General features: G+C 68.7%; 17 protein-coding genes and 1 pseudogene. 11 read left to right on the top strand and 7 right to left on the bottom strand.

What is annotated here, in order from left to right; all coding sequences use genetic code 11:
• Positions 1 to 710 (bottom strand): annotated as a pseudogene (locus tag ACWDSL_RS40380) (SpoIIE family protein phosphatase); the annotation flags it as partial.
• 195 nt (positions 711 to 905) lie between these two features.
• Here ACWDSL_RS40380 and ACWDSL_RS40375 point away from each other — a divergent pair.
• Together ACWDSL_RS40375 and ACWDSL_RS40370 are read left to right on the top strand one after the other, a co-directional pair.
• Positions 906 to 1,652 carry a ribonuclease BN gene (locus ACWDSL_RS40375; RefSeq protein WP_450493017.1) on the top strand — a complete coding sequence of 249 codons (747 nt, stop codon included), beginning with the start codon at positions 906 to 908 and terminating at the stop codon, positions 1,650 to 1,652.
• Between the two features lie 125 nt (positions 1,653 to 1,777).
• Positions 1,778 to 2,275 (top strand): allene oxide cyclase barrel-like domain-containing protein, encoded by a 498-nt coding sequence (locus ACWDSL_RS40370; RefSeq protein WP_450493015.1) that lies wholly within the window; start codon positions 1,778 to 1,780, stop codon positions 2,273 to 2,275.
• A 61-nt stretch (positions 2,276 to 2,336) separates the two neighbouring features.
• Here the strand turns inward: ACWDSL_RS40370 and ACWDSL_RS40365 are convergent, their stop codons facing one another.
• From ACWDSL_RS40365 to stsA, 5 genes are all read right to left on the bottom strand, one after another.
• The gene (locus tag ACWDSL_RS40365) at positions 2,337 to 3,146 is read right to left on the bottom strand and encodes an ABC transporter permease (protein WP_450493013.1); all 810 of its coding nucleotides are present in this window, start codon (positions 3,144 to 3,146) and stop codon (positions 2,337 to 2,339) included.
• Entirely contained in the window at positions 3,136 to 4,086 is a 951-nt protein-coding gene (locus tag ACWDSL_RS40360; RefSeq protein ID WP_450493011.1) for an ABC transporter ATP-binding protein, read from the bottom strand. Before ACWDSL_RS40360 ends, ACWDSL_RS40365 begins: the two co-directional genes overlap by 11 nt.
• Positions 4,083 to 4,475, bottom strand: a complete 393-nt coding sequence (locus ACWDSL_RS40355; RefSeq protein ID WP_450493010.1) for a PqqD family protein — start codon at positions 4,473 to 4,475, stop codon at positions 4,083 to 4,085. Before ACWDSL_RS40355 ends, ACWDSL_RS40360 begins: the two co-directional genes overlap by 4 nt.
• Positions 4,476 to 4,487: 12 nt before the next feature.
• Positions 4,488 to 5,906, bottom strand: coding sequence for a StsB family radical SAM/SPASM domain sactipeptide maturase (gene stsB / locus ACWDSL_RS40350; RefSeq protein WP_450493008.1), 1,419 nt, complete (start codon positions 5,904 to 5,906; stop codon positions 4,488 to 4,490).
• A gap of 84 nt (positions 5,907 to 5,990) precedes the next feature.
• Complete coding sequence (gene stsA, locus ACWDSL_RS40345; RefSeq protein ID WP_450493006.1) at positions 5,991 to 6,254, bottom strand: StsA family sactipeptide RiPP; 264 nt, start codon at positions 6,252 to 6,254, stop codon at positions 5,991 to 5,993.
• A gap of 90 nt (positions 6,255 to 6,344) precedes the next feature.
• On the opposite strand from stsA, the gene ACWDSL_RS40340 reads away from it, so the two are divergent.
• The 7 genes from ACWDSL_RS40340 to ACWDSL_RS40310 all read left to right on the top strand — a co-directional run bounded on the left by ACWDSL_RS40340 (position 6,345) and on the right by ACWDSL_RS40310 (position 15,004).
• On the top strand, positions 6,345 to 7,106 hold the full coding sequence (locus ACWDSL_RS40340) for a Mut7-C RNAse domain-containing protein (RefSeq protein ID WP_450493005.1): 762 nt from the start codon (positions 6,345 to 6,347) through the stop codon (positions 7,104 to 7,106).
• Between the two features lie 202 nt (positions 7,107 to 7,308).
• Positions 7,309 to 8,478, top strand: a complete 1,170-nt coding sequence (locus tag ACWDSL_RS40335) for an ATP-grasp domain-containing protein (RefSeq protein WP_450493003.1) — start codon at positions 7,309 to 7,311, stop codon at positions 8,476 to 8,478.
• 287 nt (positions 8,479 to 8,765) lie between these two features.
• Positions 8,766 to 10,103, top strand: coding sequence for an AMP-binding protein (locus ACWDSL_RS40330; RefSeq protein WP_450493001.1), 1,338 nt, complete (start codon positions 8,766 to 8,768; stop codon positions 10,101 to 10,103).
• A complete protein-coding gene (locus ACWDSL_RS40325; protein WP_450492999.1) occupies positions 10,100 to 11,509 on the top strand; it encodes a thioesterase domain-containing protein in 1,410 nt (469 codons plus the stop codon). The genes ACWDSL_RS40330 and ACWDSL_RS40325 overlap by 4 nt, the downstream gene beginning before the upstream one ends.
• Positions 11,510 to 11,589: 80 nt before the next feature.
• A complete protein-coding gene (locus tag ACWDSL_RS40320; protein WP_450492998.1) occupies positions 11,590 to 12,540 on the top strand; it encodes an NAD-dependent epimerase/dehydratase family protein in 951 nt (316 codons plus the stop codon).
• Between the two features lie 23 nt (positions 12,541 to 12,563).
• Positions 12,564 to 14,537, top strand: a complete 1,974-nt coding sequence (locus ACWDSL_RS40315; protein WP_450492996.1) for an aminotransferase class I/II-fold pyridoxal phosphate-dependent enzyme — start codon at positions 12,564 to 12,566, stop codon at positions 14,535 to 14,537.
• On the top strand, positions 14,534 to 15,004 hold the full coding sequence (locus ACWDSL_RS40310) for a hypothetical protein (RefSeq protein ID WP_450492995.1): 471 nt from the start codon (positions 14,534 to 14,536) through the stop codon (positions 15,002 to 15,004). Before ACWDSL_RS40315 ends, ACWDSL_RS40310 begins: the two co-directional genes overlap by 4 nt.
• A 54-nt stretch (positions 15,005 to 15,058) precedes the next feature.
• On the opposite strand, the gene ACWDSL_RS40305 is transcribed toward ACWDSL_RS40310, so the two are convergent.
• Positions 15,059 to 16,840, bottom strand: a complete 1,782-nt coding sequence (locus ACWDSL_RS40305; protein ID WP_450492993.1) for a carbamoyltransferase family protein — start codon at positions 16,838 to 16,840, stop codon at positions 15,059 to 15,061.
• Between the two features lie 467 nt (positions 16,841 to 17,307).
• Here ACWDSL_RS40305 and ACWDSL_RS40300 point away from each other — a divergent pair, with 467 nt between their 5' ends.
• Positions 17,308 to 19,866: a beta-L-arabinofuranosidase domain-containing protein gene (locus ACWDSL_RS40300; RefSeq protein ID WP_450492991.1), complete on the top strand. Its 2,559-nt coding sequence runs from the start codon at positions 17,308 to 17,310 to the stop codon at positions 19,864 to 19,866.
• A gap of 58 nt (positions 19,867 to 19,924) precedes the next feature.
• Positions 19,925 to 22,448 (top strand): twin-arginine translocation signal domain-containing protein (locus ACWDSL_RS40295; RefSeq protein ID WP_450492990.1); only part of this gene is annotated, 2,524 nt, incomplete at its 3' end.

Genomic DNA, 22,448 nt, shown 5'->3' with positions numbered 1-22,448 from the left:
CTAGTCCGATCTCCGGGGGCGCCCCCCGCCACGGCCGTGGCGGCGGCCAGCCGCAGCCTTCCGGGCCTTGGCGCCAGATAGACCGCGGTGAACGGCACGTCCTCGCGGTGGCCGTCCAGCACCTCCGCGACCGTACGGGCGACGTCCTGCGGGGTGAGCAGCCCGGCCGTCCTGGAGCCGAGGGTGGCCAGCAGCCGCAGCCGCCGCTCGTTGAGCACCCGTGCCGTGGTCTCGATGACGACGTGCAGCACACCGCCCACCGTGCCGTCGGGCTGCGTGATCGGCTGGAAGGAGACGTCGTAGTAGGACTGCTCCAGGAAGCCGCGCCGGATGAGCGTGAAGCCCATGTCCGTGACCATGATCGGCTTGCGGCTGTCCAGCACCGAGCGGAAGAGCGGCCCCGTGGTCGTCTCCCAGTTCTCCGGGAACACCTCGCCGCACGGCTCTCCCAGCGCCCCCGGGTGCTTGCTGCCGATGAGGGCGGCGTAGCTCGCGTTGTACAGCATCCGGAGTTCGGGGCCCCAGAACAGCGCCATCGGCTGTTCGGAGCCGAGAGTGATCCGCAGGGCCTCGGTCAGTCGGGCAGGCCACGTGTCCGTCCGCCCCAGCGGGGTCGCCGCCCAGTCGATGCCGCTCATCAGGCTGCCCAGCGAACCGCCCGCGGCGAACAGCTCCTCCACCGTTGAGTGCTGCCTCTCGGGCCCGTTCATGGAGTCGGCTCTCCTCAGTGACAGTGTGGCACAGCGGTGCCGCGATGAATCGTTGGTACGGTCTGCTGAGTGCGCGGGCCCACACCGCGGGACGACGGATCACCGCGAGACGACGAACCGCCGCGCGGCAGACGGGCGCGGCGGGACCACGATTCCCTCTTCAAACGGCTGCACGAGGCCTTCCACGCCTCCCCGATGGGGCGCGGATGGCGGCGCGGCAGCGAGTTCGAACTGCTCCACCGCGCCATGGGTTTTGCCGCGCTCGGGTTCCTCACCCTCGTACCGCTGCTGATCGTGGTCGCCGCGGCCGACCCGGTGAACCGGCAGGGGTTCGCCCAATGGCTGGCCGAAGGGCTCGGGGTGTCCGACGGGTCGCGGGACGAGGTGCGGCGGCTGTTCGCGCCACCGCGGCAGGCGTTGGAGACCACCACGGCGTTCGGTCTGGCGACGCTGTGCGTGTTCGGCCTCCGGTTCGGCGCCGCGGTGCAGACCGGCTACGAGAAGGTGTGGGAGCTGCCCCCGGGCCGCTGGCACACCATCTGGCGCCATCTGGTGTGGCTCGCGGTGCTCATCGGCTACCTCTTGTTGTCCTCGCACCTGGGGCCGGGGTGGCGGCTGGGGATCGGGATCGTGGGGACGGTGGCGTTCTTCTGGTGGTCGCAGCGCGTGCTGCTCGGCGGGCGGATCGGCTGGGGCGCCCTGCTGCCCGGAGCGCTGGCGACCGGGCTCGGGCTGTTGGGCCTGCGGATCTTCTCCCGGCTGGTGTTCTCCCCGCTGATCGCCTCGAGCGCCGTCTCGTACGGCCCGGTCGGCACGGTCCTGGTCGTCCAGTCCTGGCTGGTCGGCGTCGGCTTCGTGGTCTTCGGCGGGGCGCTCCTCGGCAGGCTGCTGCACGAGGAGTGGGTGCTGATGACGAACCGGCGCCGACACCGGAAGGGCTGACCGTACGGGGCGCTGATCACACGGATGGCCATGATCTGTCGCGGAGTCACGATCTTGATCGGATCCTCTCCTTATATGACACATGGGCATTGTTGGCCCTGTGCTTGGCAGAGGAGATAAGCGCGATGCAACACCTGAAGCGTGTCGGCCTCGGCGCGGCCACCGGGCTTACCGCCCTTCTGGCCTGCGCCGCCCCGGCATCGGCCGTGGGGGACGACGCCAATGACCCGTCCCGTCGAGAGACCGTCTTCAATCTGATCACACAGCCCATCGACCAGAGCTTCCTGGACCTCGACGGCCTCGGGCCGAGCCAGGGCGACGAGCTCATCATCAGCGGAAACCTGCTGCAGAACAGCCAACAGGTGGGCACGTTCAGCGAGGTGTGCACGATCACCCGGGTCGGGGTCCCGGACGAGAGCGACCTGCTGTGCGAGGGCACTCTGGTGCTGCCGCAGGGCCAGATCACCTTCCAGGGGCGGTTCACGATCATGGCCGGCGGCCCCTCGGACGTCACTTTGGCCATCACGGGAGGCACGGGCGTCTACCGCACCGCACACGGCTTCATCCAGGCCGTCAACCCGGGCGCAGCCCAGACCGAGATCGTCGTCCACCTCATCCCCTGACCAGCGGAAACACACTCGTATGGCGGACCCGGGCGGGTAGCGCGGCCCGGGTCCGCCGGTGTCAGATCTCGCGGGCGCGAGCCATCAACGAGCGTCCGATGAGGGAGCAGGCGACGGCCGCGATGGCCAGCAGCGTCAGCATCCAGGGCCAGGCCGCGCCGAACCCGTTGAGCGCCCCGTCGCGGATGCAGCGGATCCCGTACGTCACCGGATTGGCCCAGGACAGCCGGCGCAGCACCGGGGCCATCTGCGGCGCGGGATAGAACGAGGGGCTGGCGAACAGCAGCGTGGGCGCGAGCACGTTGATGGTCACCGTGAAGCGCTGGAAATCCTTGAACAAGGTGGCGAGCAGCAGATACAGACCGTTGAACGCCATCGACGCGACGGTGATCCCGCACAGGATCGCCACCCAGTGGCTCGGCGGCCAGCGGAAGGTGAACACGAGGAGGGACACCCCCAGCGCGGCCAGGCTCTGCGCGAGGATCAGCAGCGTGCTGACGATGAGCTTTCCCGCCACATAGCTGCCGCGCCGCAACGGATAGGACCACAGTTCCACGTCCATCCGTCCCAGGCGCTCCTGGAAGAGGGAGGTGCCCGCGGTGGTGGCCGCCGCGAGCATCGAGGAGAGCAGCAGAGCGGGGACGGCGAATTCCGGGTAGCTGACGAGCCGGCCCTCGTACCGCACGTCCCCGATCAGACGGGACAGGGAGGTGGCGAAGAGAAGCAGGTATACGGCGCTCGGGGTGATGGCGAGCAGCAGGTTGGTGCGGTTGCGGGTGAGCAGCAGATACTCGCGGTACATCGTCGCCGCGATGTCGCCGCGCAGCAGCGTCGGTCCCGTGGCCGGTCCCGATACGAGGTCAGTCGTCATGTCCGGCCCCCACGAGGGTCAGAAAGGCGTCCTCCAGGGACGGTGTGCGGTACTCGACCGCCCCGATGCCGATCCCCAGTGTCTCCGCACGGGTCAGCAGCGAGGGGAGGCGGGCCCGCATACCCTGGCCCCTGACCTCGACCTCACCCTCGCCGGCCGTCACCCGCAGCGGTGGCTGAGCCTGGCCGAGCACGGTCAGTAACGCATCGGTGTCCTGTGGGCGCTCCGGGCGCACCACCGCCACCTGGCCGCCGAACCGCTCGGCGAGTTCGCGCGGGGCCGCGAACTCGACCAGTCTGCCGTGGTCGACCACCAGGACCCGCCGGCAGTTGCGCTCCACCTCCTCCACGTAATGACTGGTCCACAGCATGGTGGTGCCATGTTGGCGGCGCAGTTCGTGCAGCAGCGACCACACCTGGCGGCGGCCGCCCACATCCAGCCCGGCGGACGGCTCGTCGAGCAGCAGCAGCGGCGGATCGCCGAGCAGCGCCCGAATGACCTGGAGGCGCCTTCTCTCCCCGCCGGAGAGGGTGAAGGTGAGCTGGCCGGTCTTGCCGTCCAGCCCGAAGGCGGTGAGCAGATCGTCCACCTGCCGCCGGACGTCGCGCCAGCGCAGCCCCTTGTATCTGGCGGCGGTCCGCAGATTGTCCAGGGCGGGCAGCATCATGTCGAACGGGCCGCTCTGGTGGACGACGCCGATACCGCGTTTCACCGCTCCCGTGGGCCCCGCGGGGTCGGCCCCGAACACCTCGACGGCGCCCCGGGTGGGCACGGTGGCCCCGCAGATCATCTTGATGAGTGTGGTCTTCCCGGCTCCGTTCGGGCCCAGCAGGCCGATGACCTCGCCCGGTTCGATGGCGAACGACAGCTGGCTCACCGCGTCGTGTGCCATGCCGTCGTACCGCTTGACCAGCTCATCCGCATGGACCGCGGGCGTCATGCCGAAGCCGATGGGCCCGCGGCCCCGGACGGGGCGACGTCGTCGGTCACGTCGGCCATATCGGCCGCATCGGCCATATCGGCCGCATCGGCCATGTCGGTCGCGTCGGCCGTGTCGGCCAGCAGAAGTCCCTGCCCCGCCAGCGTGTCCAGGAACTCGCGCACATCCCGCACGACCACGGCCGCCTGCCCGGTGTCCTCGGCGGCGTACCGCCGCACCAGCTGGGACGCGATGCCGGCCGCGTCGGCGGGATTTCCTTCGGACACGAGGATCCACAGCTCGGCACCCGTGCTGTTGAGGGTCTGGAACTCGCCTGAATGGCCGTCGTAGAGCCGCACTTCGCCGTCGTCGGCCATCCAGACGACGTCGGGGGCGATCCGGTAGCGCATGGACGTATCCCTTCAGTCGACGAGGGGGAGGAGGCGGCGGCCCGCGGTCTTCCAGTCCTCGTACACCGGGTGGACCGTGTCGTCCCGGACCAGATGAGGCTGGAGCATCTGGTCCTGGTGCTCGGTGAGTTGGCGTCCGGACACCCCGGCGGCCCGCCACCAGTTGGAGATCATGGAGTGGCGCAGCATCCGGCACAGATGGCGGCCGTTGCGGTGCACATCGCCGCTCTCGGCCATGTGGTACGCCCGGCAGCCACCGCCGCAGGCCGCCCGGATGTAGCAGCGGCGGCAGTCCTTCAGGTTCTCGCCGCTGAATACGCTGTTGCCGCGCATATCGGCCAGCACCGGGGCCGCGAAGAGTTCGGTCAGCCGGTGCTCCCGTACATTCCCGGCCTTGTGGACCGGCTCGGTGACGAGTTTGCACGGATACACATCGCCCAGTGAATTTATATAGATCTCATTGCCGCCCATGCCGCAGTTTCCCCTGATGGTGCAGGGCTTGCTGGCCCTGGGGCCGTCGGGGAGCAGCTTGTCGGCCATCGGGTTGGTCCAGAAGAATGTCTGGATCTTCTGGAAGTCCCGCCATCCGAATTCATAGCCGTCGGTCGCCGCGCGGCCGAGGTCCGAGTGATACATGAGACGCACCCGGCGCACCTTGAGATCGTCCACGAATTCGCAGACCTTCTCCAGGGCGTCCACGTTCTCCGGTGTCACCACATGATTGATGACGGGGACGACGCCCGCCTCGTTGAGCAGTCCCAGACCCTTGCCGGTCCGGGCGAACGTGCCCTTGCCGCGGGTCCGCTCGTGTATCTCCGCGGTGCCGCCGTCCACGCTCACGGTCACCGTGCCGAAGATCTCGGAGATCTGCCGTGCGATCTCCGCCGTGCGGATCATCGTGCCATTAGTGATCATGTTGACGGTCAGTCCGCGCTCGCGGGCGTGCGATGCGACCAGGAACAGGTCCTTGCGCAGCATCGGTTCGCCGCCCGTGAAGATCATCTGCCGTACGCCCATGTCCGCCGCCTGGTCGACGAGGTCGAGCGATTCCTCGGTGGACAACTCCCCGGGCAGGCACTTCTCCGATGAGGCATAGCAGTACGGGCAGCGCAGATTGCAGCCGTCGGTGATCGCGTAATAGACGGTGGTGAGGCTCGGCTCGGGCTGGCGCACCGCCGGGCGATGGCCGGGCAGATAGACGATCCACTTGAGCACGAGCTTGGCCAGGACGCGCTCCACCCCGGCTGATTCGCCGTCGGAGGACGGGGGCTCCTGGCCGTGGCTGAGCGCTTTCAGCACGGCGGATTCCGGTTCGGTGAGCACACACCAGGCGGCCAGTTCGGGGTTGGCGACCAGTCTCTTTTCCGAGTGCCGGAAATAGACGAGATCTTCGGGAACGATCAGGTCGGACCACTGTTCCAGTAGCTTCATCCTGCACCTCCCATGAGCAGGCGGGGCGCCGGCCGCGCGCCGGGCCCCGCCTGCCGGCTGACGGGGACTGCCGACAGCCGTCGGTCAGATCTCGAGTCTCGGCTCGGACTCCGCGTTACCGGACCCGGCGCCGGCACCGCCCGAACAGTCGCAGGAGCACGGCTGGTCGATGTCGAACTCGATCGGAAGCATTTCCGGCTTCACCCAGACAGGACTTTCCACGATTCGTCCTTTCTCGCGATTGGTGTTTGCGGATTCAGCATTGGGTCGGTCGGCCGCAAGTGTCAACAGGAACCTCCGCCCATTTAATGGCGCCCGAGAGGCCCTTGTGCTCCGCGTATCGATCATTTCTGTATTTCTTCGGCGAGTGGCTGGAGCGACGAAAGTGACAGGAGTTATTAGATTTTCTTCCGGCCCGCGGCCTGGCATGCTGGCCATGTGAACGGACCGGAGATCGACGTCAGCCTGGCCCCCGAACTGCGGATGTTCGCCGTCCCCGAGCGGCGCCGGGACCGGACCGCCGTCCGCACCGACGGGGCGTCCACGCTCGGACACGTCGTCGAGTCGCTGGGCGTTCCGCTCACCGAGGTCGGCGGGCTGTTCGTGGACGGCCGCGAGACTCCGGTGTCGCATGTGCCCCGCGCGGGGGAGTCCGTGGAGGTGCGCGCGGTCGCGCGGCCGCAGCGGGTGCCGGGCGCGCCGCTGCGCTTTCTGCTCGATGTGCACCTGGGCACGCTCGCGCGGCGGCTGCGGCTGCTGGGCGTGGACGCGGCGTACGAGAGCGAGGACATCGGCGACCCCGCCCTGGCCGCGCTCTCCGCCGCTCAGCGGCGGGTGTTGCTCTCCCGGGACCGGGGGCTGCTGCGCCGGCGCGAGCTGTGGGCCGGTGCGTTCGTCTACAGCGACCGCCCCGACGATCAACTGCGCGATGTGCTGGGCCGGTTCACCCCGCAGCTAGCCCCCTGGACGCGGTGCACCGCGTGCAACGGGCCGCTCGAGGACGCCGACAAGGACGCCGTCCGCGAGCGCCTGGAGCACGGTACGCGGCGCACCTATGACGTCTTCGCCCAGTGCACGGTCTGTGATCGCGTGTACTGGCGCGGCGCGCACCACGCCCGGCTTGAGGAGATCGTCCGGCAGGCGATGGGGGAGTTCGGCGCCCCCATTGCAGACAGGCCCTCGCCTGCGCGTTTCGGTTGAGGTCCGCAAAATGCAACCACCGTATGAAGCCGGGCAGGAATGGACTAAACGATTCCATTCCCACCCATGACCCAACTTGTGACTTGCGTCACAGCCCATCGGCAAAGGATCACAACTCTGTATCCCTGTGCGACGATGCCACGGTGTTGGTCTCGACGAAGTGACTAAGCGTTTTGGTCGGCCATCATACGGGGAGGCAAGAATGTCGACGGTAATTGTTATCGGATATAGACCCGATCTCGACCAGGCTCTGCGGCGCCGAGGTTTGGATCCCTTTTATATCGCGCAGGAACCGGCGATCCCCCCGAAGGATCGACGATTCAAGTGTGTCATCGACATCGAGAACGTCCAGGAAGTATTGCGAGCGGTGCTCTCCGCACCCATCGATGATGTGGTGGCGGCGCTGAGCGTCCATGAAATGGGCGTATTCGCGGCAATCTATCTGCGACAGCAGTTGAATCTTCCCGGGAATACGGATTCAAAGACGGCTCTTTATTTCCGGGACAAATACCTTCAGAAGAGCAAGCTGCCGCCTCATATCAGGCGGGCTCGCTGCCGATACGTGTCGCAGGACACCTCGTTCGCGGATCTCGCCGACGACCTGGGGAGCGTCTTCGTGGTCAAGCCGGCGACCGGCGCCGGTTCGCTCCGTACCAGCATCGTCCGTTCCCCGGAGGAGTATTCACGAGCCCTGGAGCCGTTCCCGGGCCGCTCGGATGTCCAGATCGTCGCCGAGTCCTTCATAGACGCCCCGGAAGTTTATATCGACGGGGTCTGGGAGAACGGCGATCTTCGATGGTCGTCCATGAGCAATTACCACGTATCACCGCTGACGGCCGCGCAAGGCGGCATCATGGCCGCCTATCTACTGGACAAAAGGCGGCACTCAACACTGTTCCATGAGTCGGAGACACTCGCCGGCCAGGTACTCGCCAGCCTGAACGCACCTGATTGCGTATTCCACTTGGAGATCTTCACCACGGAGGCGGGACTGGCTTTCGGCGAGTGCGCCATCCGTATTCCAGGAGGGCTGACCCCTCAGATGACCCAGTTGACATTCGGAGTCGACCTCTTCGACGTCGAAATCAGCCTCGCGCTCGGGGAAGGGGCATCGAAAGAACTGAGCAAGAACAGGGCGCCGGATCGATTCCACGGCTGCATTCTGCTGCGCCCCGGCAAGGGCGAGAAGCTGACCCAAGCGGACTTCGAACGCAACTTCGTTTTCGATGAGATTGATTACAATTCATCTCCTGATGCGCCGATCGGGCCATACGGCCTCGTCGGCAAGGCAATCGTATCCGACCCGGACGAGCTGAAACTGCAGAAAAAGATCGAGGACATCGTGCGCTTCAACGAGACCGGGTCCACCTGATCCGTCGGCCCCCGGAGCGAGCCGTCGGCCCGGGAACGTCCGGCGCCCATGAGATCACCTCGCCGCGCCCCTGTGCGCCGCGGGCGCCACGCCGCGTCCGGCCCCGGCCGCATTCACCTGTGACTCACCACCTGTGACCCGCCCAAGATCCGTGACATCCCCAGGGTCCCCACGACCATCCGTCCGTGATGGGAATTCAGCGCCGGGCCCCGTGTCGTTCGCGACACGCCGCGCCCGAGCCTCTGCTCCCTCTTGTTTTCCGTGACTTCCTATCGGAGGACTTCCCCATGCCGGATCGACTTCCTGCTGCGACGCTCCCTCAGCTGCTTGAACGTGCCGCGTCCGACACCACGCACGGCGTTACCTTCATTGACGGTCCGTTCCTGTCGTACGCCGAGTTGCGGGAGTGCGCCTGCCGGATTTCCCAAGGGCTGCGCGACTACGGCACCGCCCCGGGCGACCGGGTGCTGATCGAGGCCAATGATCCGGAGAATTTCTTCCGCGCCTTCTGGGGGTGTGTGCTCGCCGGCGTCGTGCCGTGCCCGATCGCACCGCCGGCCGACCCCTCCCGATGGCGCACACAACTGGAGCATCTGCGCGCCCTCTTGGGTGACCCGCTGATGGTCGTCTCCAAGGCGGCCCATGGAGACCTGCCTGATATCGGCCTGCGGACGGTGACGGTCGAGGAGTTGAGCCATGCCTCGGCCGAGCATGATCAGCTCCATACGCCCGCACCGGACGATCTCGCCCTGCTGATGCTCACCTCAGGATCAACCGGATCGAGCAAGGCGGTAAGGCTCACCCACGCCAATCTGCTGGCGGCTCAGGCCGGTAAGGCGGGGGCGCTGGAACTGGGGCCCGACGACAAGTCGTTGAACTGGATCTCGGCCGATCACATCGCCGCGATCGAGGCACATCTGCTGCCGATGTTCAATGGTGCCGATCAGGTCATGACAACCCCGGCCACGGTGCTCGCGGACCCCGTGGAGTTCCTGAGGCTGGTCGCGGCTCATCGGGTGCGCGTGACCTTCACCCCCAACTTCCTGTTCGGACAGATCAACCAGGCCCTCTCCGAGCGGCAGCCCTCGCCGGAGGAGCTGGATCTGTCAGGGGTACGGCACATCATTTCCGGCGGCGAGGCCACCGTGACCACCACCGTACGGACATTCCTGGGCACGCTCGCCCGCTACGGGTTGCGCGAGGACGTGATAGTGCCCGCGTTCGGCATGACCGAGACATGCGCGGGCTCCATCTTCAACCGCGACTTCGCCGCTCAGGACCTCGAGACGGAGTTCCCCCCGCTGGGCCGCCCGGTGCGGGGCCTGCGGATCCGTATCATGGGCGGCGACGGCGTGGTGCTGGCCTCCACCGACGAGCCCGGGTCGGCCGAGCCGGGCGAGGTGCAGCTGCGCGGCACGATGGTCTCCGCCGGCTACTTCGGCAATGAGGAGGCCACCGCACAGGCCTTCACCCCCGACGGCTGGTTCCGCACCGGCGACCTGGGATACCTCGACTCCGAGGGGCGGTTGATGCTGGTCGGCCGCACCAAGGACTCCATCATCTCAGCGGCGTCAACTACTACAGCCACGACCTGGAAGCGGTCCTCGACGAGCTGGACGGGGTGAAGCGCGGGCAGGTCGCGGCCTTCCCGATCCGGCCGGAGGGGGCCGATTCGGAACAGCTCGCCGTCGCCTTCGTACCGGCGGGCGACCCCGCCGACGATACGGCCGTCTACCGGGCCATCGTGTCGATCCGCAGCTCCACGGTGATGCACTGGGGGTTCCGCCCGCAGCTGATCCTCCCCGTCGCCGAGGCCGATCTGCCCCGCGGCAACCTCGGCAAGATCCAACGGTCGCGGCTGCGCGCGGCCGTCGAAGACGCGAGCCTTGACGCGGCGGCCCGCCGGTCGGACGAGGTCAGCACCCGGTTCCTCGGCGGCTATGTGGCGCCGGAGGGCGACGTCGAGACCGCGCTGGCCGCTATCTACGCCCGCGTACTGAACACCGAGAAGGTGTCGGCGACCGCCAGCTTCTTCGATCTGGGCGGGACCTCGCTGGACGTGCTGCGGCTCAAACTGGAGACTCAGCTCGAGTTCGGAATCGACGATCTGCCCATGTCGACGCTCCTCCAGGCCCCGACCGTACGAGCGCTCGCCGGCCGCCTGCGGGGCGGGCGGGGCGCCGATGCCGACGGGGACTCCGCCTACGATCCGCTGGTGCCGCTGCAGGTCACCGGGGACGGGACGCCCCTGTTCTGCGTCCATCCCGGTCTGGGGGAGGTGCTGGTGTTCATCAACCTCGCCAAGTACTTCACCGGCGAGCGGCCGTTCTACGCGCTGCGGGCACGCGGGTTCGGCCAGGGCGAGACCCACTTCGGATCGTTCGAAGAAATGGTGTCCACCTACGTGGAGGCCATCCGGCGAGTGCAGCCCAGCGGCCCGTATGCCGTCGCGGGGTACTCGTACGGCGGGGCGGTGGCCTTCGAGATCGCCAAGCGGTTGGAGGCCGACGGCGACCCGGTCGACTTCGTGGGGGTCTTCAACCTGCCGCCGCGGATCTCCGGCCGTATGAACGAGATCAGCTTCACCGACGGCGCCATCAACCTGGCGCTGTTCCTGGAGTTGATCAACGCCGCCGATATCGAGGAGCTGACCGCCACGCTCCGCCCGCTGCCCGAGCCCGATCAGCTGGCCTATCTGATCGACCACGCGCCGAAGCGCCGGCTGACCGAACTGGACCTCACCCTCGAGCGGTTCACCGCCTGGGTCGACCTGGCCCAGAGCATGGTGTACCTGGGCCGCGACTACGAGCCGTCGGGGTCGGTCGGGCAGGTCAAGGTCTTCTACTGCACCCCGCTGCGCGGCACCAAACAGGAGTGGCTGGACGACCAGCTGAGCCACTGGGACGAGTTCACTCGCGAGCCCAACACCTTTATCGAGGTCGACGGGGAGCACTACACCTTGATGAGTCCGCAGCATGTGCATACGTTCCAGGCGACCTTGCGGCAGGAACTGGCCCGCGCGCTCGGCTGAGGACCGGCGCCCGGCAGGGGACCGGCGCTCGGCTGAGGACCGGCAGAGGCAACCGCTCATACGACCAGGAGCCACTGATCATGCAAGGCAAGAAGATTCTCATCACCGGTGGAACCGGACAGGTCGCCAGGCCCGTCGCCGAGGCGCTCGCCTCGGACAACGAGGTGTGGTGCCTGGGCCGGTTCGGCGACGCGGACGCCCGTAAGGCCCTCGAAGAACTGGGCGTCCGCACCGCCACCTGGGACATGGCCACCGATGATCTGGAGGGCCTGCCGCACGACTTCACCCACGTACTGCACTCGGCGGTGCACCGGGGCGACGGCCATGACTTCGAGGAGACCACGCGCATCAACGCCGTCGGCACGGCACGGCTGATGACCCACTGCTCCGCGGCCGAGTCGTTCCTGTACGTGTCGTCCGGCGTGGTCTACAACCGGGCCGATCGGACACATCGATACCGGGAGAGCGACCCGCTGGGCGGGGCGGCGCCGTGGCTGCCGACGTACCCCGTCGCCAAGATCACCGCCGAAGGGGTGGTGCGCGGCCTGGCCGAAACGCTCGGATTGCCGACGGTGATAGCCCGTCTCAACATCGCCTACGGTCCGTACGGTCACGGTGGCGTGCCCATGATCCTGTTCAGGGAGATGCGCAGGGGACAGGCGTGCGCGGTGCCCCGCGAGGGGCAGAACTACTGCAACCTGCTGCACACCGATGACGTCGTCCGCCAAGTGCCGCTGCTGTGGGGCGTCGCGCAGGCGCCCGCGCGGGTGGTGAACTGGGGCGGCGACGAGGAGGTCGGCATCACCGACCTGCTGGAGTACATGTCCGAGCTCACCGGAGTGCCGGTCCGACTCGACCGCGGCGACTACAGCCGGGAAACGGCGATCTTCGACCACGACGTACGCCGCGGCCTGATCGGCGACTGCTCCATCGGTTGGAAGACCGGTATCGCCCGCACCCTGTCCGACCTGTTCGAGGAGTACCGCGACCGCATCGACGAGCACATCGCCGCACACGGAACATCCAAGTGACGAAGAGGAGTGGGGATTCGAGCATGCGCAGGTCCGCAGATATCGACGCGCTTGAGCAGGTGCTGTGCGCAGCCCTCGGCTCCCGCGCGCCTGTGTTCTCTTTGGCCCGCCTTGGCCAAGGCGCCCGCGCGTTCGCCGACCTGGAGCCCGCGGTGCTCGACTGCCCCACCCTCGTCGGCGGCGGATCCCTGTACAACCCGACCAACCCCGCCCCCACCCCCCACGCCATCGATGAGCTGGTCCGCCGCGCGGAGGAGTTGGGCGTGTCCCAGATCCTCGTGCCCAATGTGCGCCGCAGCGATGACACCGGGGCGCTGCGGGCGGCGGGGCTCGTCCCCGTCGCCGCCGGAAGCGAGTGTGTCGTCCGGCTCCAGGGGGAGGTGGACGATGTTCTGCGGGAGCGCGTCGGTGCCCAGCAACTCGGCGAACTGCGGCGCTGCCACGACGAGGTGTCCCGTGACGTCACCTGGGAGCACATCCCGCTGAGTGACCTCGACGGGAAGCCCTGGGCGCGGGATGCCTTCGTGGAGCTCCATCAGCGCCAGGCCGAGCGCGACGAAGGCCACGACAACCTCTACAACGCCGACGCCCTCGACGTACTGGCACAGGGAGCGCTGGCGGACCGCACCGAGATGTTCGTGTGCCGCGGAGAGAACACCGTGGCCGTGGCCGGGCTCATCACGAGGTCCCACAACGGCAAGGGGCTCTACGTCCTCACACAGGCCCTCGACCACGACGATCCCGATGCGCGCCGCGACTTCTCCCTGGCGTCCGCGTACCGGCTGTACCTCCACGCCCGACACTCCGGCCTGGACTGGGTCCACCTCGGCCGGGGGGAGGCGCACCACATGCGGCCCCTCGGGGCGGACCTTTTCGTCCCCCTCGACCACTGGCTCCGCGCCCCCGGCCTCGCGGCCCCGGAGAAGGCGGAGAAGGCGGAGGAGCAGGCGGTGTCGGAGTTCGCGACGCCCCCCGTCGCGGCGGTCCCGGTCCCGGGCCCGGCCCGCTTCCGAGCTGTGCCACGGTTCGACCAGATCGACCTGTCGAGCAACACCAACCCGTTCCTGGGTACCGATGGCAACTATCCCGACCTGGACACGGCAGAGCTTGCCCACACATATCTGACGACCATCGCGAAGCTGCCCGGTCACGACGGCGTCGATGCGCTGACCGCGGAACACCTGCTGTTCACCAGCGGGGCGGTGGACGGCGTCCTACTGCTCCTGGCGGCGCTGGCCTCGCCGGGCGAGGGCATCTGTGTCACGCCCCCCACCTTTCCGCTCTACAGCCACTTCGCCCGCGTCCTGCGCCTGCCCGTCACCGAGGTGCCGCTGGGCGGCGGCGATCTGTCCCAGGTCGACACCGAGCGGATCCTGGCGGCGGATCCGCGGGTGACCTTCCTGTGCGATCCGGGCAACCCCTCCGGCACCAGGATCGATCCCGCACAGGTGGATGCCCTGCTGACAGGCGGCCGTGGACTGGTGGTGATCGACGAGGCCTACGTCGAATTCAGTGAGAAGCCCTCGTATGCCGGGTTGGTCGCCCAGCACGACAACCTCATCGTGCTCAGAACGCTCTCCAAGGCGTGGGGCCTGGCCGGAGCGCGCTGCGGAATCGCCCTGGCCGACCCCGGCATCATCGAGGCACTGCGGCGGGTGCAGGTGCCCTTCGGGTTCACCAACGCATCGCAGCGCGCCGCACGGGACCGGCTGACCAACTCCCAACCGGTGCTCGACGGCATCCGGCGCCTCCGTGCCGAGCGTGACCGGCTGGCCGGGGTACTGGCCGACCACCCCGCCGTGGACCGGGTGTTCCCCTCGGAGACCAACTTCCTGCTGGTCCGGTTCCACAAGCACGAACGCGTCGTGGATCAGCTCAGCGGTGCGGGAATTCTCGTCGCCGACGTAGGGCGTCTCGTCCCCGATACCTGCCGCATCACCATCGGCGATCAGCATGCGAACGCCGCCCTGCTCGAAGCACTCTCCTCTGCTCTGTGAGCCATATCGTTCAGCCGTTCAGCCGAAAGGATCCGGTCGTGGGTAGCGATTCTCCCTCCGATTCCCCTCTTTCCAGCACGGTCGTCGCCGAAGGGTTCGATCGCTGGAGCCCCCCGCTGAAGAAGGATTTCGAGAACAATGCCCAGAACGGCCGCGTCGGCCAGTCGCTGGTGAAAGAGACCGATTCGCTGCGCATCTGGGAGACCCATCTCCAGCCGGGAGAGCGGATTTCTGTCCATCGGCATGTCCTGCCCTACCACTGGATAGCTCTCACAGACGGCCAAGCCCGTCAGCACAACAGCGATGGCAGTACACGGGAGATTTCCTATGTCCGCGGACAGACGCGGTATTTTTCTTGCGCCGAGGGGCAATATCATCTGCACGATCTGAAGAATATCGGCGATGAGGTTCTGTCGTTCTTGACCATCGAGACAAAGGGTGGGCCCAACGTGCCCATTCAGCTCTGAAGAGGATTGAGACGTACCGGCCCGCAGGGCGAGACCGCCCTGCGGGCCGACGGCTCAGCCCTCCTTCTTGGTGATCACGAACCGGTCGATCACCAGGTAGTCGATCTCGGTGGCGAGGAAGCACTCCAGCGCGTCCCGCGGTGAGCAGACGATGGGCTCACCGGCCACATTGAACGAGGTGTTGAGGAGGCAGGGCACCTCCGTACGCGCCGTGAAGGCCCGCAGCAGCCGCGCGACCTCAGGGTTTTGCTGCTCGTTGACTGTCTGGATCCGTGCCGTGCCGTCCACATGACAGGCGCCGGGGATCCGCTCCTGGTACTCCTTCCGCACCGGGAAGACGAAGGTCATATACGGGGACGAGGTCTTCTTGCCCAGCTCGAAGACGCGCGGAGCCTCGGACTCGAGGACGATGGGCGCGAACGGGCGGAAGGGCTCCCGGTGTTTCACCCGGAGATTGATGATGTCCTTGATGTCGGGGAAGGCCGGGTTGGCGAGGATGCTGCGGTTGCCCAGGGCGCGCGGGCCGAACTCGGCGCGGCCCTGGAACCAGCCCACAACGTTCTTCCCGGCCAGCAGCTCGGCCGTCCGCTCGGCGACCGCGGCGGCGTCGGGCTCCTCCTGCCATTCGACCCGATCCGCGTACTCCGCCAGCGCGTCCAGGACCTGCGTCTCGTCGTACGAGGGCCCTAGATAGGGGGTGGTGACCGCGTCGGCGGGCCGGTTCCTGAGGCCGGCGGTGTACACGGCAGCGCCGATGGCGACACCCGGGTCGCTGGCCCCGAAGCTGACCTCCATTCCGGTGAGCGACGACCTCTCCAGCATCTTCGTATTGGCCACGCAGTTGAGCGCCAGACCGCCCTCGAAGAGCAGGGTGTCCAGGTCGGAGGACGCGGTCAGGGTTCGCAGCTGATGCGCGGTGATGGCCTCGACCATGTGCTGGGCAAGACCGGCGACCTTGACCCGGAAGTCGAACTGCTCGCGCTTCTCGCTGTCGCCGCCGAAGAGGCTGTCGAACAGCGCGTAGTAGGCCCCGATGTCCATGGGGATGGAGATGGTGTACGAGCCGTCCTCATGCAGCCGCACCACGCGCTCGAGCAGCGGGTTGTGCTGCGGCGGCGGGCCGTACGCGGCCAGGCCCATCACCTTGTACTCGTCGTTGTTGGGCACGAACCCCAGATAGCGGGTGATCCGCCCGTAGGCCACCCCGAGCGAGCTGGTCATGGGCACGGTGCCGCCCTCGAACAGGCTGACCACGCCGTTCCGCAGCTCGCCCATGACGGCGGACAGGGTCTCCGCCCGGCCGTCGCTCACCAGGAATGCGGCGTCGCCCCCGCCGGCCAGATAGGCCCCGCACATGAGATGGGCCAGGTGGTGGGGGACCAGGGTGAGCTTGTTCGGATCCAGCTCATAGCCCGTGCGCTGGACGAAGTCGCTGTACACCGCCTCGCGGCTGAACATGCCGGCGTAGACCTCACCCGCGCTGCGCAGGGCGTCGAACTTGGCCGTGACCGGCAGGTCGGAGTCACATATCTGCGAAATCATCTCCTCGGCCACGGTGGGCGAAAAGCGCCAGGGGAAAGCGAAAACGTCCACCTGGTCTAGGTCGACACCGGCGGAGTCCAGGCACCACTGGATTGCCTGGGCCGGAAAATCGGAGGTCTTCTTGACCCGACTCAGCCGTTCCTCCTCGACTGCCGCAACCAACTCGCCGTCGATCACAAGAGCAGCCGCGGCGTCATGACCCACCAAAAGATTACGGCCGACACCGGTCGCCCCGTAGAGACGTCCGAAAAGCTCCGCGCCTCTGCTGAATCCGTTGTAACCGAGCACGATCACTGGCTCTCAGCCTCCCAAGCACAACAGTAGCCAAAGCTAGAACAGGCTACTCGGCTCGCATACTTGAGGGATAGGCATGATGCCTAAACAGGTGGTGGTTTGATTTCCGGGCGACGGCGCCTCCGGGAGAAATTCGCACCGAATGTCGTACCGCTTTCCTGCTCCGACGACCGTCGGCCGGGCGCGGGGCCCGAGGTCCAGTCGGTGGGCCGGTCCACCAACCGGACCGTCGGGCGGTCCGTCGACCAGCCCGTCTGTCGGTCCGGCGGCCAGTGTCGATGCGGTGGCTGAATCGTGTCAACTTCTTTGGGTGGCACAACCCTTGACGCACGGCCGGGTGCGCCCATAGCTTCCTGGCCATCAAATCGAAACGTTTCAACTTCGGGCAGGTCGCGACTCGGGGACCGCCCTGCCCCCGAAGGAGACGCATGCCATTGACCGGATCCGGATCAGCCGCAGGGCCCCGTATGAGCCGTAGACGGGCGCTGGCCGCGGGTGGCGCGGCCGCCGCCGCATGGGCCGTGGGGCTGCCCGCCCCCGCCTTCGCCGATGCCCCCGACCCCGCCTCCACCGACCCCGCCTCCACCGACGCCGAGGCCGCCCCCGCCCGGTTGGCGCCTTTCCCGCTCTCCGCCGTACGGCTGCTGGAGAGCCCGTTCCTGGCCAATATGCGGCGCACCCTGTCCTATCTGCGCTTCGTCGACCCGGAGCGGCTGCTGCACACCTTCCGGCTCAATGTCCAACTGCCCTCCACCGCCCAGCCGTGCGGCGGCTGGGAGGCGCCGAACGTGCTGCTGCGCGGCCACAGCACCGGGCATTTGCTCTCCGCGCTGGCCTTCGCCCATGCTCACACCGGCGAGCAGACGTACGCGGACAAGGCGCGCGGAATCGTGGCGGCGCTCGCCGAGTGTCAGGCGGCCTCGCCCGCTGCGGGCTACCGGCCGGGCTATCTGTCCGCGTTCCCCGAGCGGATCTTCGACGACCTCGAGGCGGGCGGCAAGCCGTGGGCCCCGTACTACACCATCCACAAGATCATGGCCGGGCTGCTCGACCAGCACCGGCTCAGCGGCAACGACCAGGCCCTCGAGGTGCTGCGCGGGATGGCGGCCTGGGTCGACTCCCGCACCGCCCCGCTCGACGAGGCCACCATGCAGCGGCTCCTCGGCGTGGAGTTCGGCGGTATGAACGAGGTGTTGGCGGGGCTGTCCCTGGCCACCGGCGACCCCGTCCATCTGCGCACGGCGCGCCGCTTCGACCACCAGTCGCTCTACGGCCCGCTGGACGAGGGGCGCGACGAGCTCGACGGGCGCCACGCCAACACCGAGATCGCCAAGATCGTGGGCGCGGCCGAGGAGTACCGGGCCACCGGGGACCCGCGCTATCTGCGGATCGCGCGGAACTTCTGGGACATCGTGGTGCGCGACCACTCGTATGTCATCGGCGGCAACTCCAACCAGGAGTTCTTCGGCCCGCCCGGGCAGATCGTCAGCAGGCTGTCGGAGGACACCTGCGAGAACTGCAACAGCTACAACATGCTCAAGATCGGCCGTCAGCTGTTCCTCCATGAGCCGGGCAGGGCGGCGTACATGGACCACTACGAGTGGACCCTGTACAACCAGCTGCTCGGCGAGCAGGACCCCGACTCCGACCACGGTTTCGTCACGTACTACACCGGTCTGTGGGCCGGGTCGCGCCGGCAGCCCAAGGGCGGCCTCGGCTCGGCGCCCGGCAGCTACAGCGGCGACTACGACAACTTCTCCTGCGACCACGGCACCGGGATGGAGACCCACACCAAGTTCGCGGACACCATCTACTTCCGCGACGAGGACGCCGGCGCCCTGTACGTCAACCTCTTCATCCCCTCCGAAGTGACATGGGCCGAGCGCGGATTCCGGCTGGTCCAGCGGTCCGGCTACCCCGACACCGACACCGTCCGGCTGACCGTCGCCGAAGGCGGCGGGCGGCTCGCGCTCAAGGTCCGGGTGCCCGGCTGGCTGGCGGACGGGGCGCGTCGGGCCCGGGTGCTGGTGGGCGGGCGGCCGGTGAACGCCACACCGGTGCCGGGCCGCTATCTGACCCTCGACCGGCGCTGGCGCACCGGTGACACCGTCGAGCTGACCTTCCCGCGCGAGCTGGTGTGGCGCCCGGCGCCGGACAACCCGCATATCAAGGCGGTGTCGTACGGCCCGCTGGTGCTGGCCGGCGCGTACGGGGAGCAGGCCCTGAGCACCATCCCGGACATCGAGCCGTCGTCAGTGCAGCGAGTGGCGGGGCGTGGCGGGCCGGAGTTCACCGCCGTGGCCGAGGGGGAGAAGGTGCCGCTGCTGCCCTTCCACCGGGTGCACCACCAGAGCTACAACGTCTACTTCGCCGTTCCGCCGCGCGGCCCCGGGCGGCGCGAGATCGCCCGCTTCCCGCTGGCCGAAGGCGCCGGGGCGACCAGCGCGGACGCGCTGCGCCGCTTCCCGGACGCCCGGCTGGCCGGCGGCGCCACCTGGACCACCTCGGGGCCGCGGGCGGTGGCGCTGGACGGGAAGGACGGCCATATCGCGCTGCCACCGGGGCTGCTGACGGGCCTGCCCCAACTCACCCTCTCCATACGGGTGTTCCTGGAGAGCGTGGCCAACTCCGCACGCGTCTTCGACCTCGGCTTTCACAAGAACACCTATCTGTTCCTCACCCCGCGCACCGGAGCAGGCAAGGCCCGCGCGGCGTGGAAGATCGCGGGCATGGAGGCGGAGGACTTCATCGACGCCTCGGCCGCCCTGGAGCCGGGCCGGTGGACCCAGCTGGCGCTCACCCTCGGCGGCGGCAGCGGCGTGCTGTACGTGGATGGCGCGGAGGCCGGGCGCAACGACGCGGTGGTGTCCGGACCGCTGCTGCTCGGCGCGACCACCCGCAACTACCTCGGCCGCTCCCAGAACCCCACCCACCCCTATCTGCACGGCGCCGTGGCCGACTTCCGCGTCCTGGGGCGCGCCCTGACCGCCGCCGAGGTCGCCGCGCTGCACCGCGCCAACGGCTGACCCGTACCCCCGAGCCCCCACCCCCGCCCGTACACCCTGTCCCTACGGGAGCACCCCCATGCCTGAAACCGGCACCCCCGAGCCCGAAAGACTGATCCGACCGAGCAGACGCCACTTCGTCGTGGCCTCCGGGGCGGTCGTCGCCGCACTCGGCACCGGCCTGCCCGCGGCCCACGCGGAGTCCGCGGCCGGCTTCCCGGCCGGCCACTTCACCGACCCCCGCCGCGACAGCCGCCCCACGGTCTACTGGTACTGGAACGGACCGGTCACCCATGAGCTGATCGACCGGCAGCTGGCCGAGTTGCGCGACAAGGGGATGTACGAGGTCGTCGTCTTCCCCTTCGACAACGCCGAGATGAGCCCGGTGTTCTTCAGCGAGGACTGGTTCGACGTGGTCGGACACGTCCTGGCCGTCGCCGAGCGCACCGGGATGCGGGTGTGGGTGTTCAACGACAACCACTTCCCCAGCGGCCGCGCCGCCGGGCTGATCGTGAACGGCGGCACGGTCGGGACCCGCCACTACCCCGCCCGCCCCGAGCTGCGGCTGAAAGCGCTGTGGCGGTCCACCACCGTGGTGGAGGGCCCGGCCACCGTCGATCTGTACGACACCACGGGCGTCGGCGTCGAGAGCGGCCGGCTGGTGGCGGACGCCGCGGTGCTCGATGGCGCGGCCGTGCTGCGCCGCGGGGCCCGCTGGGGCGACTGTACGGTCACCGGCAGCGCCAAGGCCGAGACGGCCGCCGCAGGTCTGCTGCTGCGCGCCTCCGCCACCGGGGACGACGGCTATCTGGTCGAGTTCGACCAGACCGGGGTGGTCACCATCTCCCGGCTGGGCGGCGGCGAGCGGACCGAACTGGCCCGCAGCACCCGCACGGACGGTTTCAACCGGACCAAGTTCCACACCCTGCGGGTGGCCGTCAGCGGCGCCACGCTCACCGTCCGGCTGGACGACAAGGACAAGGGCACGGTCACCGATGACGCCCACCCGCAGGGCAGCGTCGGTGTGCACGCCACCGGTGCCCAGCGCGCCCTGTGGGAGGACCTGACCGTCACCGCGGCCGACGGCACGGTCCTGTACCGCGAGGACTTCGCCGACCCGGCCACCCCCGGCGAGTTCGCCACCCGCCGTACACCCGGGACAGCCCAGCCGGTGGCGGCCGCCGCCCGCCCGGTCGGCGCCGACGACGCCACGCGCCTGGTCGAGCTCACCGAGCGGCTGCGGACCACCCGCCGCTGGGAGGTGCCCGCGGGGCGGTGGCAGATCGATGTGTTCGGCGGGACCGTCCTGGCCGACGACACCCAGGGCTACAGCCGCGCCTACATCGACCTGCTCGACGAGGAACCCATCGAGCTGCTGCTCGACATGGTGCCCGGCGAATACCACCGCAGATTCGGCCGCTACTTCGGCGGCGTCGTGCCCGGCTTCTGGGACGACGAGCCGTTCTTCGCGTCCGCCGAGCCGCACTTCAAACGCCTGCCCTGGTCGCCCACGCTGGAGGCGGCCCTGCGGGCGGTCGGCGCCGAGCCCGGCCGGGCGTACGCCGCGCTCTTCGACGACGGCCTCGGCCGGGAGGGCCGGGTGCTGCGCGGGCGCTTCTGGCAGGCGGTGTCCGACCGGTTCGCGCTCGCCTTCCGCAAACAGGCCCGCTGGTACGCCGAGCGGCGCGTCGCGCTGATCACCAACCCGCTCTACGACGAGACCGCCCCCGCCAAGCGCATCGCCTCCACGGGCGATCTGCACAAGATCAACCAGTGGGCGCAGATCCCCGGCGGGGACATCATCACCGCCGAGTACGAGGCGGGCAAGCCCACCATGATCCCGCGCAACCCGGCCAGCGCCGCCCACCAGGCGGGCCGCGAGCGGGTGTTGCTGGAGGCGTTCGGCAACATGGGCTGGCAGGTCGCGCCCGCCTTCGCGCACGCACTGCTGGGCGCGGCCGCCGCCCGGGGCGTCAATCTGACCGTGCTGCACGCGCTGTGGACCGATGAGACACGGGTCTACTTCCCGCCGCCGTTCGGCCCGCGCGCCCCCTGGTGGTGGGCGATGCGCCCGCTGTCGGACTGGACCGGGCGGGTGATGGAGTCCGTCCGCGGCACCTCCGCCGCCCGCACCGCCCTGATCCAGCCGCAGCGCGCCGCCGAGCAGTGGCGCGGCACCGACCAGGGCACCGCGCTGGACACCGCGTTCGGCGCCGCCGCCCGCGCGCTGGAGAGCGCCCAGACCGACTTCGACCTCGTCCACGAGGGCGCCCTGTCCGGCGACCGGGGCCTGCGGGACCACGCCAGGACCGACGGCGGCACCCTGGCCGTCGGCCACGCCCGCTACGAGGTGGCGGTCCTGCCGAACACCCCGGTCCTGGACGCCGCCACCGCCCGTACCCTCGCCGAATTCGCCCGCGGCGGCGGCACGGTCCTCGCCGTCGGCGAACTGCCCGACCAGGAGGCGGGCGGCGACGACGCCGCGCTGCGCCGCGCCCTGCGGGCGCTGTTCCCCGCGCAGGCCCCGGGCAGCCGCCGGGTCGGCTCTACCATCGGCTTATCCGTAGCAGGCTCTCCTCCGTTTCCGCCCCACTGCCCGGTGA

The organism is Streptomyces sp. NPDC000941, from assembly GCF_053599555.1.
Note: the sequence above shows the minus strand (reverse complement) of the source record. Positions and strands in the feature narration are given on the sequence as shown.

What these genes read in the sequence shown, in the direction of transcription:
- ACWDSL_RS40375 (WP_450493017.1), top strand. Translation starts at nt 906, where the DNA reads ATGGGGCGCGGATGGCGGCGCGGCAGCGAGTTCGAACTGCTCCACCGC.
- ACWDSL_RS40370 (WP_450493015.1), top strand. Translation starts at nt 1,778, where the DNA reads ATGCAACACCTGAAGCGTGTCGGCCTCGGCGCGGCCACCGGGCTTACC.
- ACWDSL_RS40365 (WP_450493013.1), bottom strand. Translation starts at nt 3,146, where the DNA reads ATGACGACTGACCTCGTATCGGGACCGGCCACGGGACCGACGCTGCTG.
- ACWDSL_RS40360 (WP_450493011.1), bottom strand. Translation starts at nt 4,086, where the DNA reads ATGACGCCCGCGGTCCATGCGGATGAGCTGGTCAAGCGGTACGACGGC.
- ACWDSL_RS40355 (WP_450493010.1), bottom strand. Translation starts at nt 4,475, where the DNA reads ATGCGCTACCGGATCGCCCCCGACGTCGTCTGGATGGCCGACGACGGC.
- stsB (WP_450493008.1), bottom strand. Translation starts at nt 5,906, where the DNA reads ATGAAGCTACTGGAACAGTGGTCCGACCTGATCGTTCCCGAAGATCTC.
- stsA (WP_450493006.1), bottom strand. Translation starts at nt 6,254, where the DNA reads ATGATCGATACGCGGAGCACAAGGGCCTCTCGGGCGCCATTAAATGGG.
- ACWDSL_RS40335 (WP_450493003.1), top strand. Translation starts at nt 7,309, where the DNA reads ATGTCGACGGTAATTGTTATCGGATATAGACCCGATCTCGACCAGGCT.
- ACWDSL_RS40330 (WP_450493001.1), top strand. Translation starts at nt 8,766, where the DNA reads ATGCCGGATCGACTTCCTGCTGCGACGCTCCCTCAGCTGCTTGAACGT.
- ACWDSL_RS40320 (WP_450492998.1), top strand. Translation starts at nt 11,590, where the DNA reads ATGCAAGGCAAGAAGATTCTCATCACCGGTGGAACCGGACAGGTCGCC.
- ACWDSL_RS40315 (WP_450492996.1), top strand. Translation starts at nt 12,564, where the DNA reads ATGCGCAGGTCCGCAGATATCGACGCGCTTGAGCAGGTGCTGTGCGCA.
- ACWDSL_RS40300 (WP_450492991.1), top strand. Translation starts at nt 17,308, where the DNA reads ATGAGCCGTAGACGGGCGCTGGCCGCGGGTGGCGCGGCCGCCGCCGCA.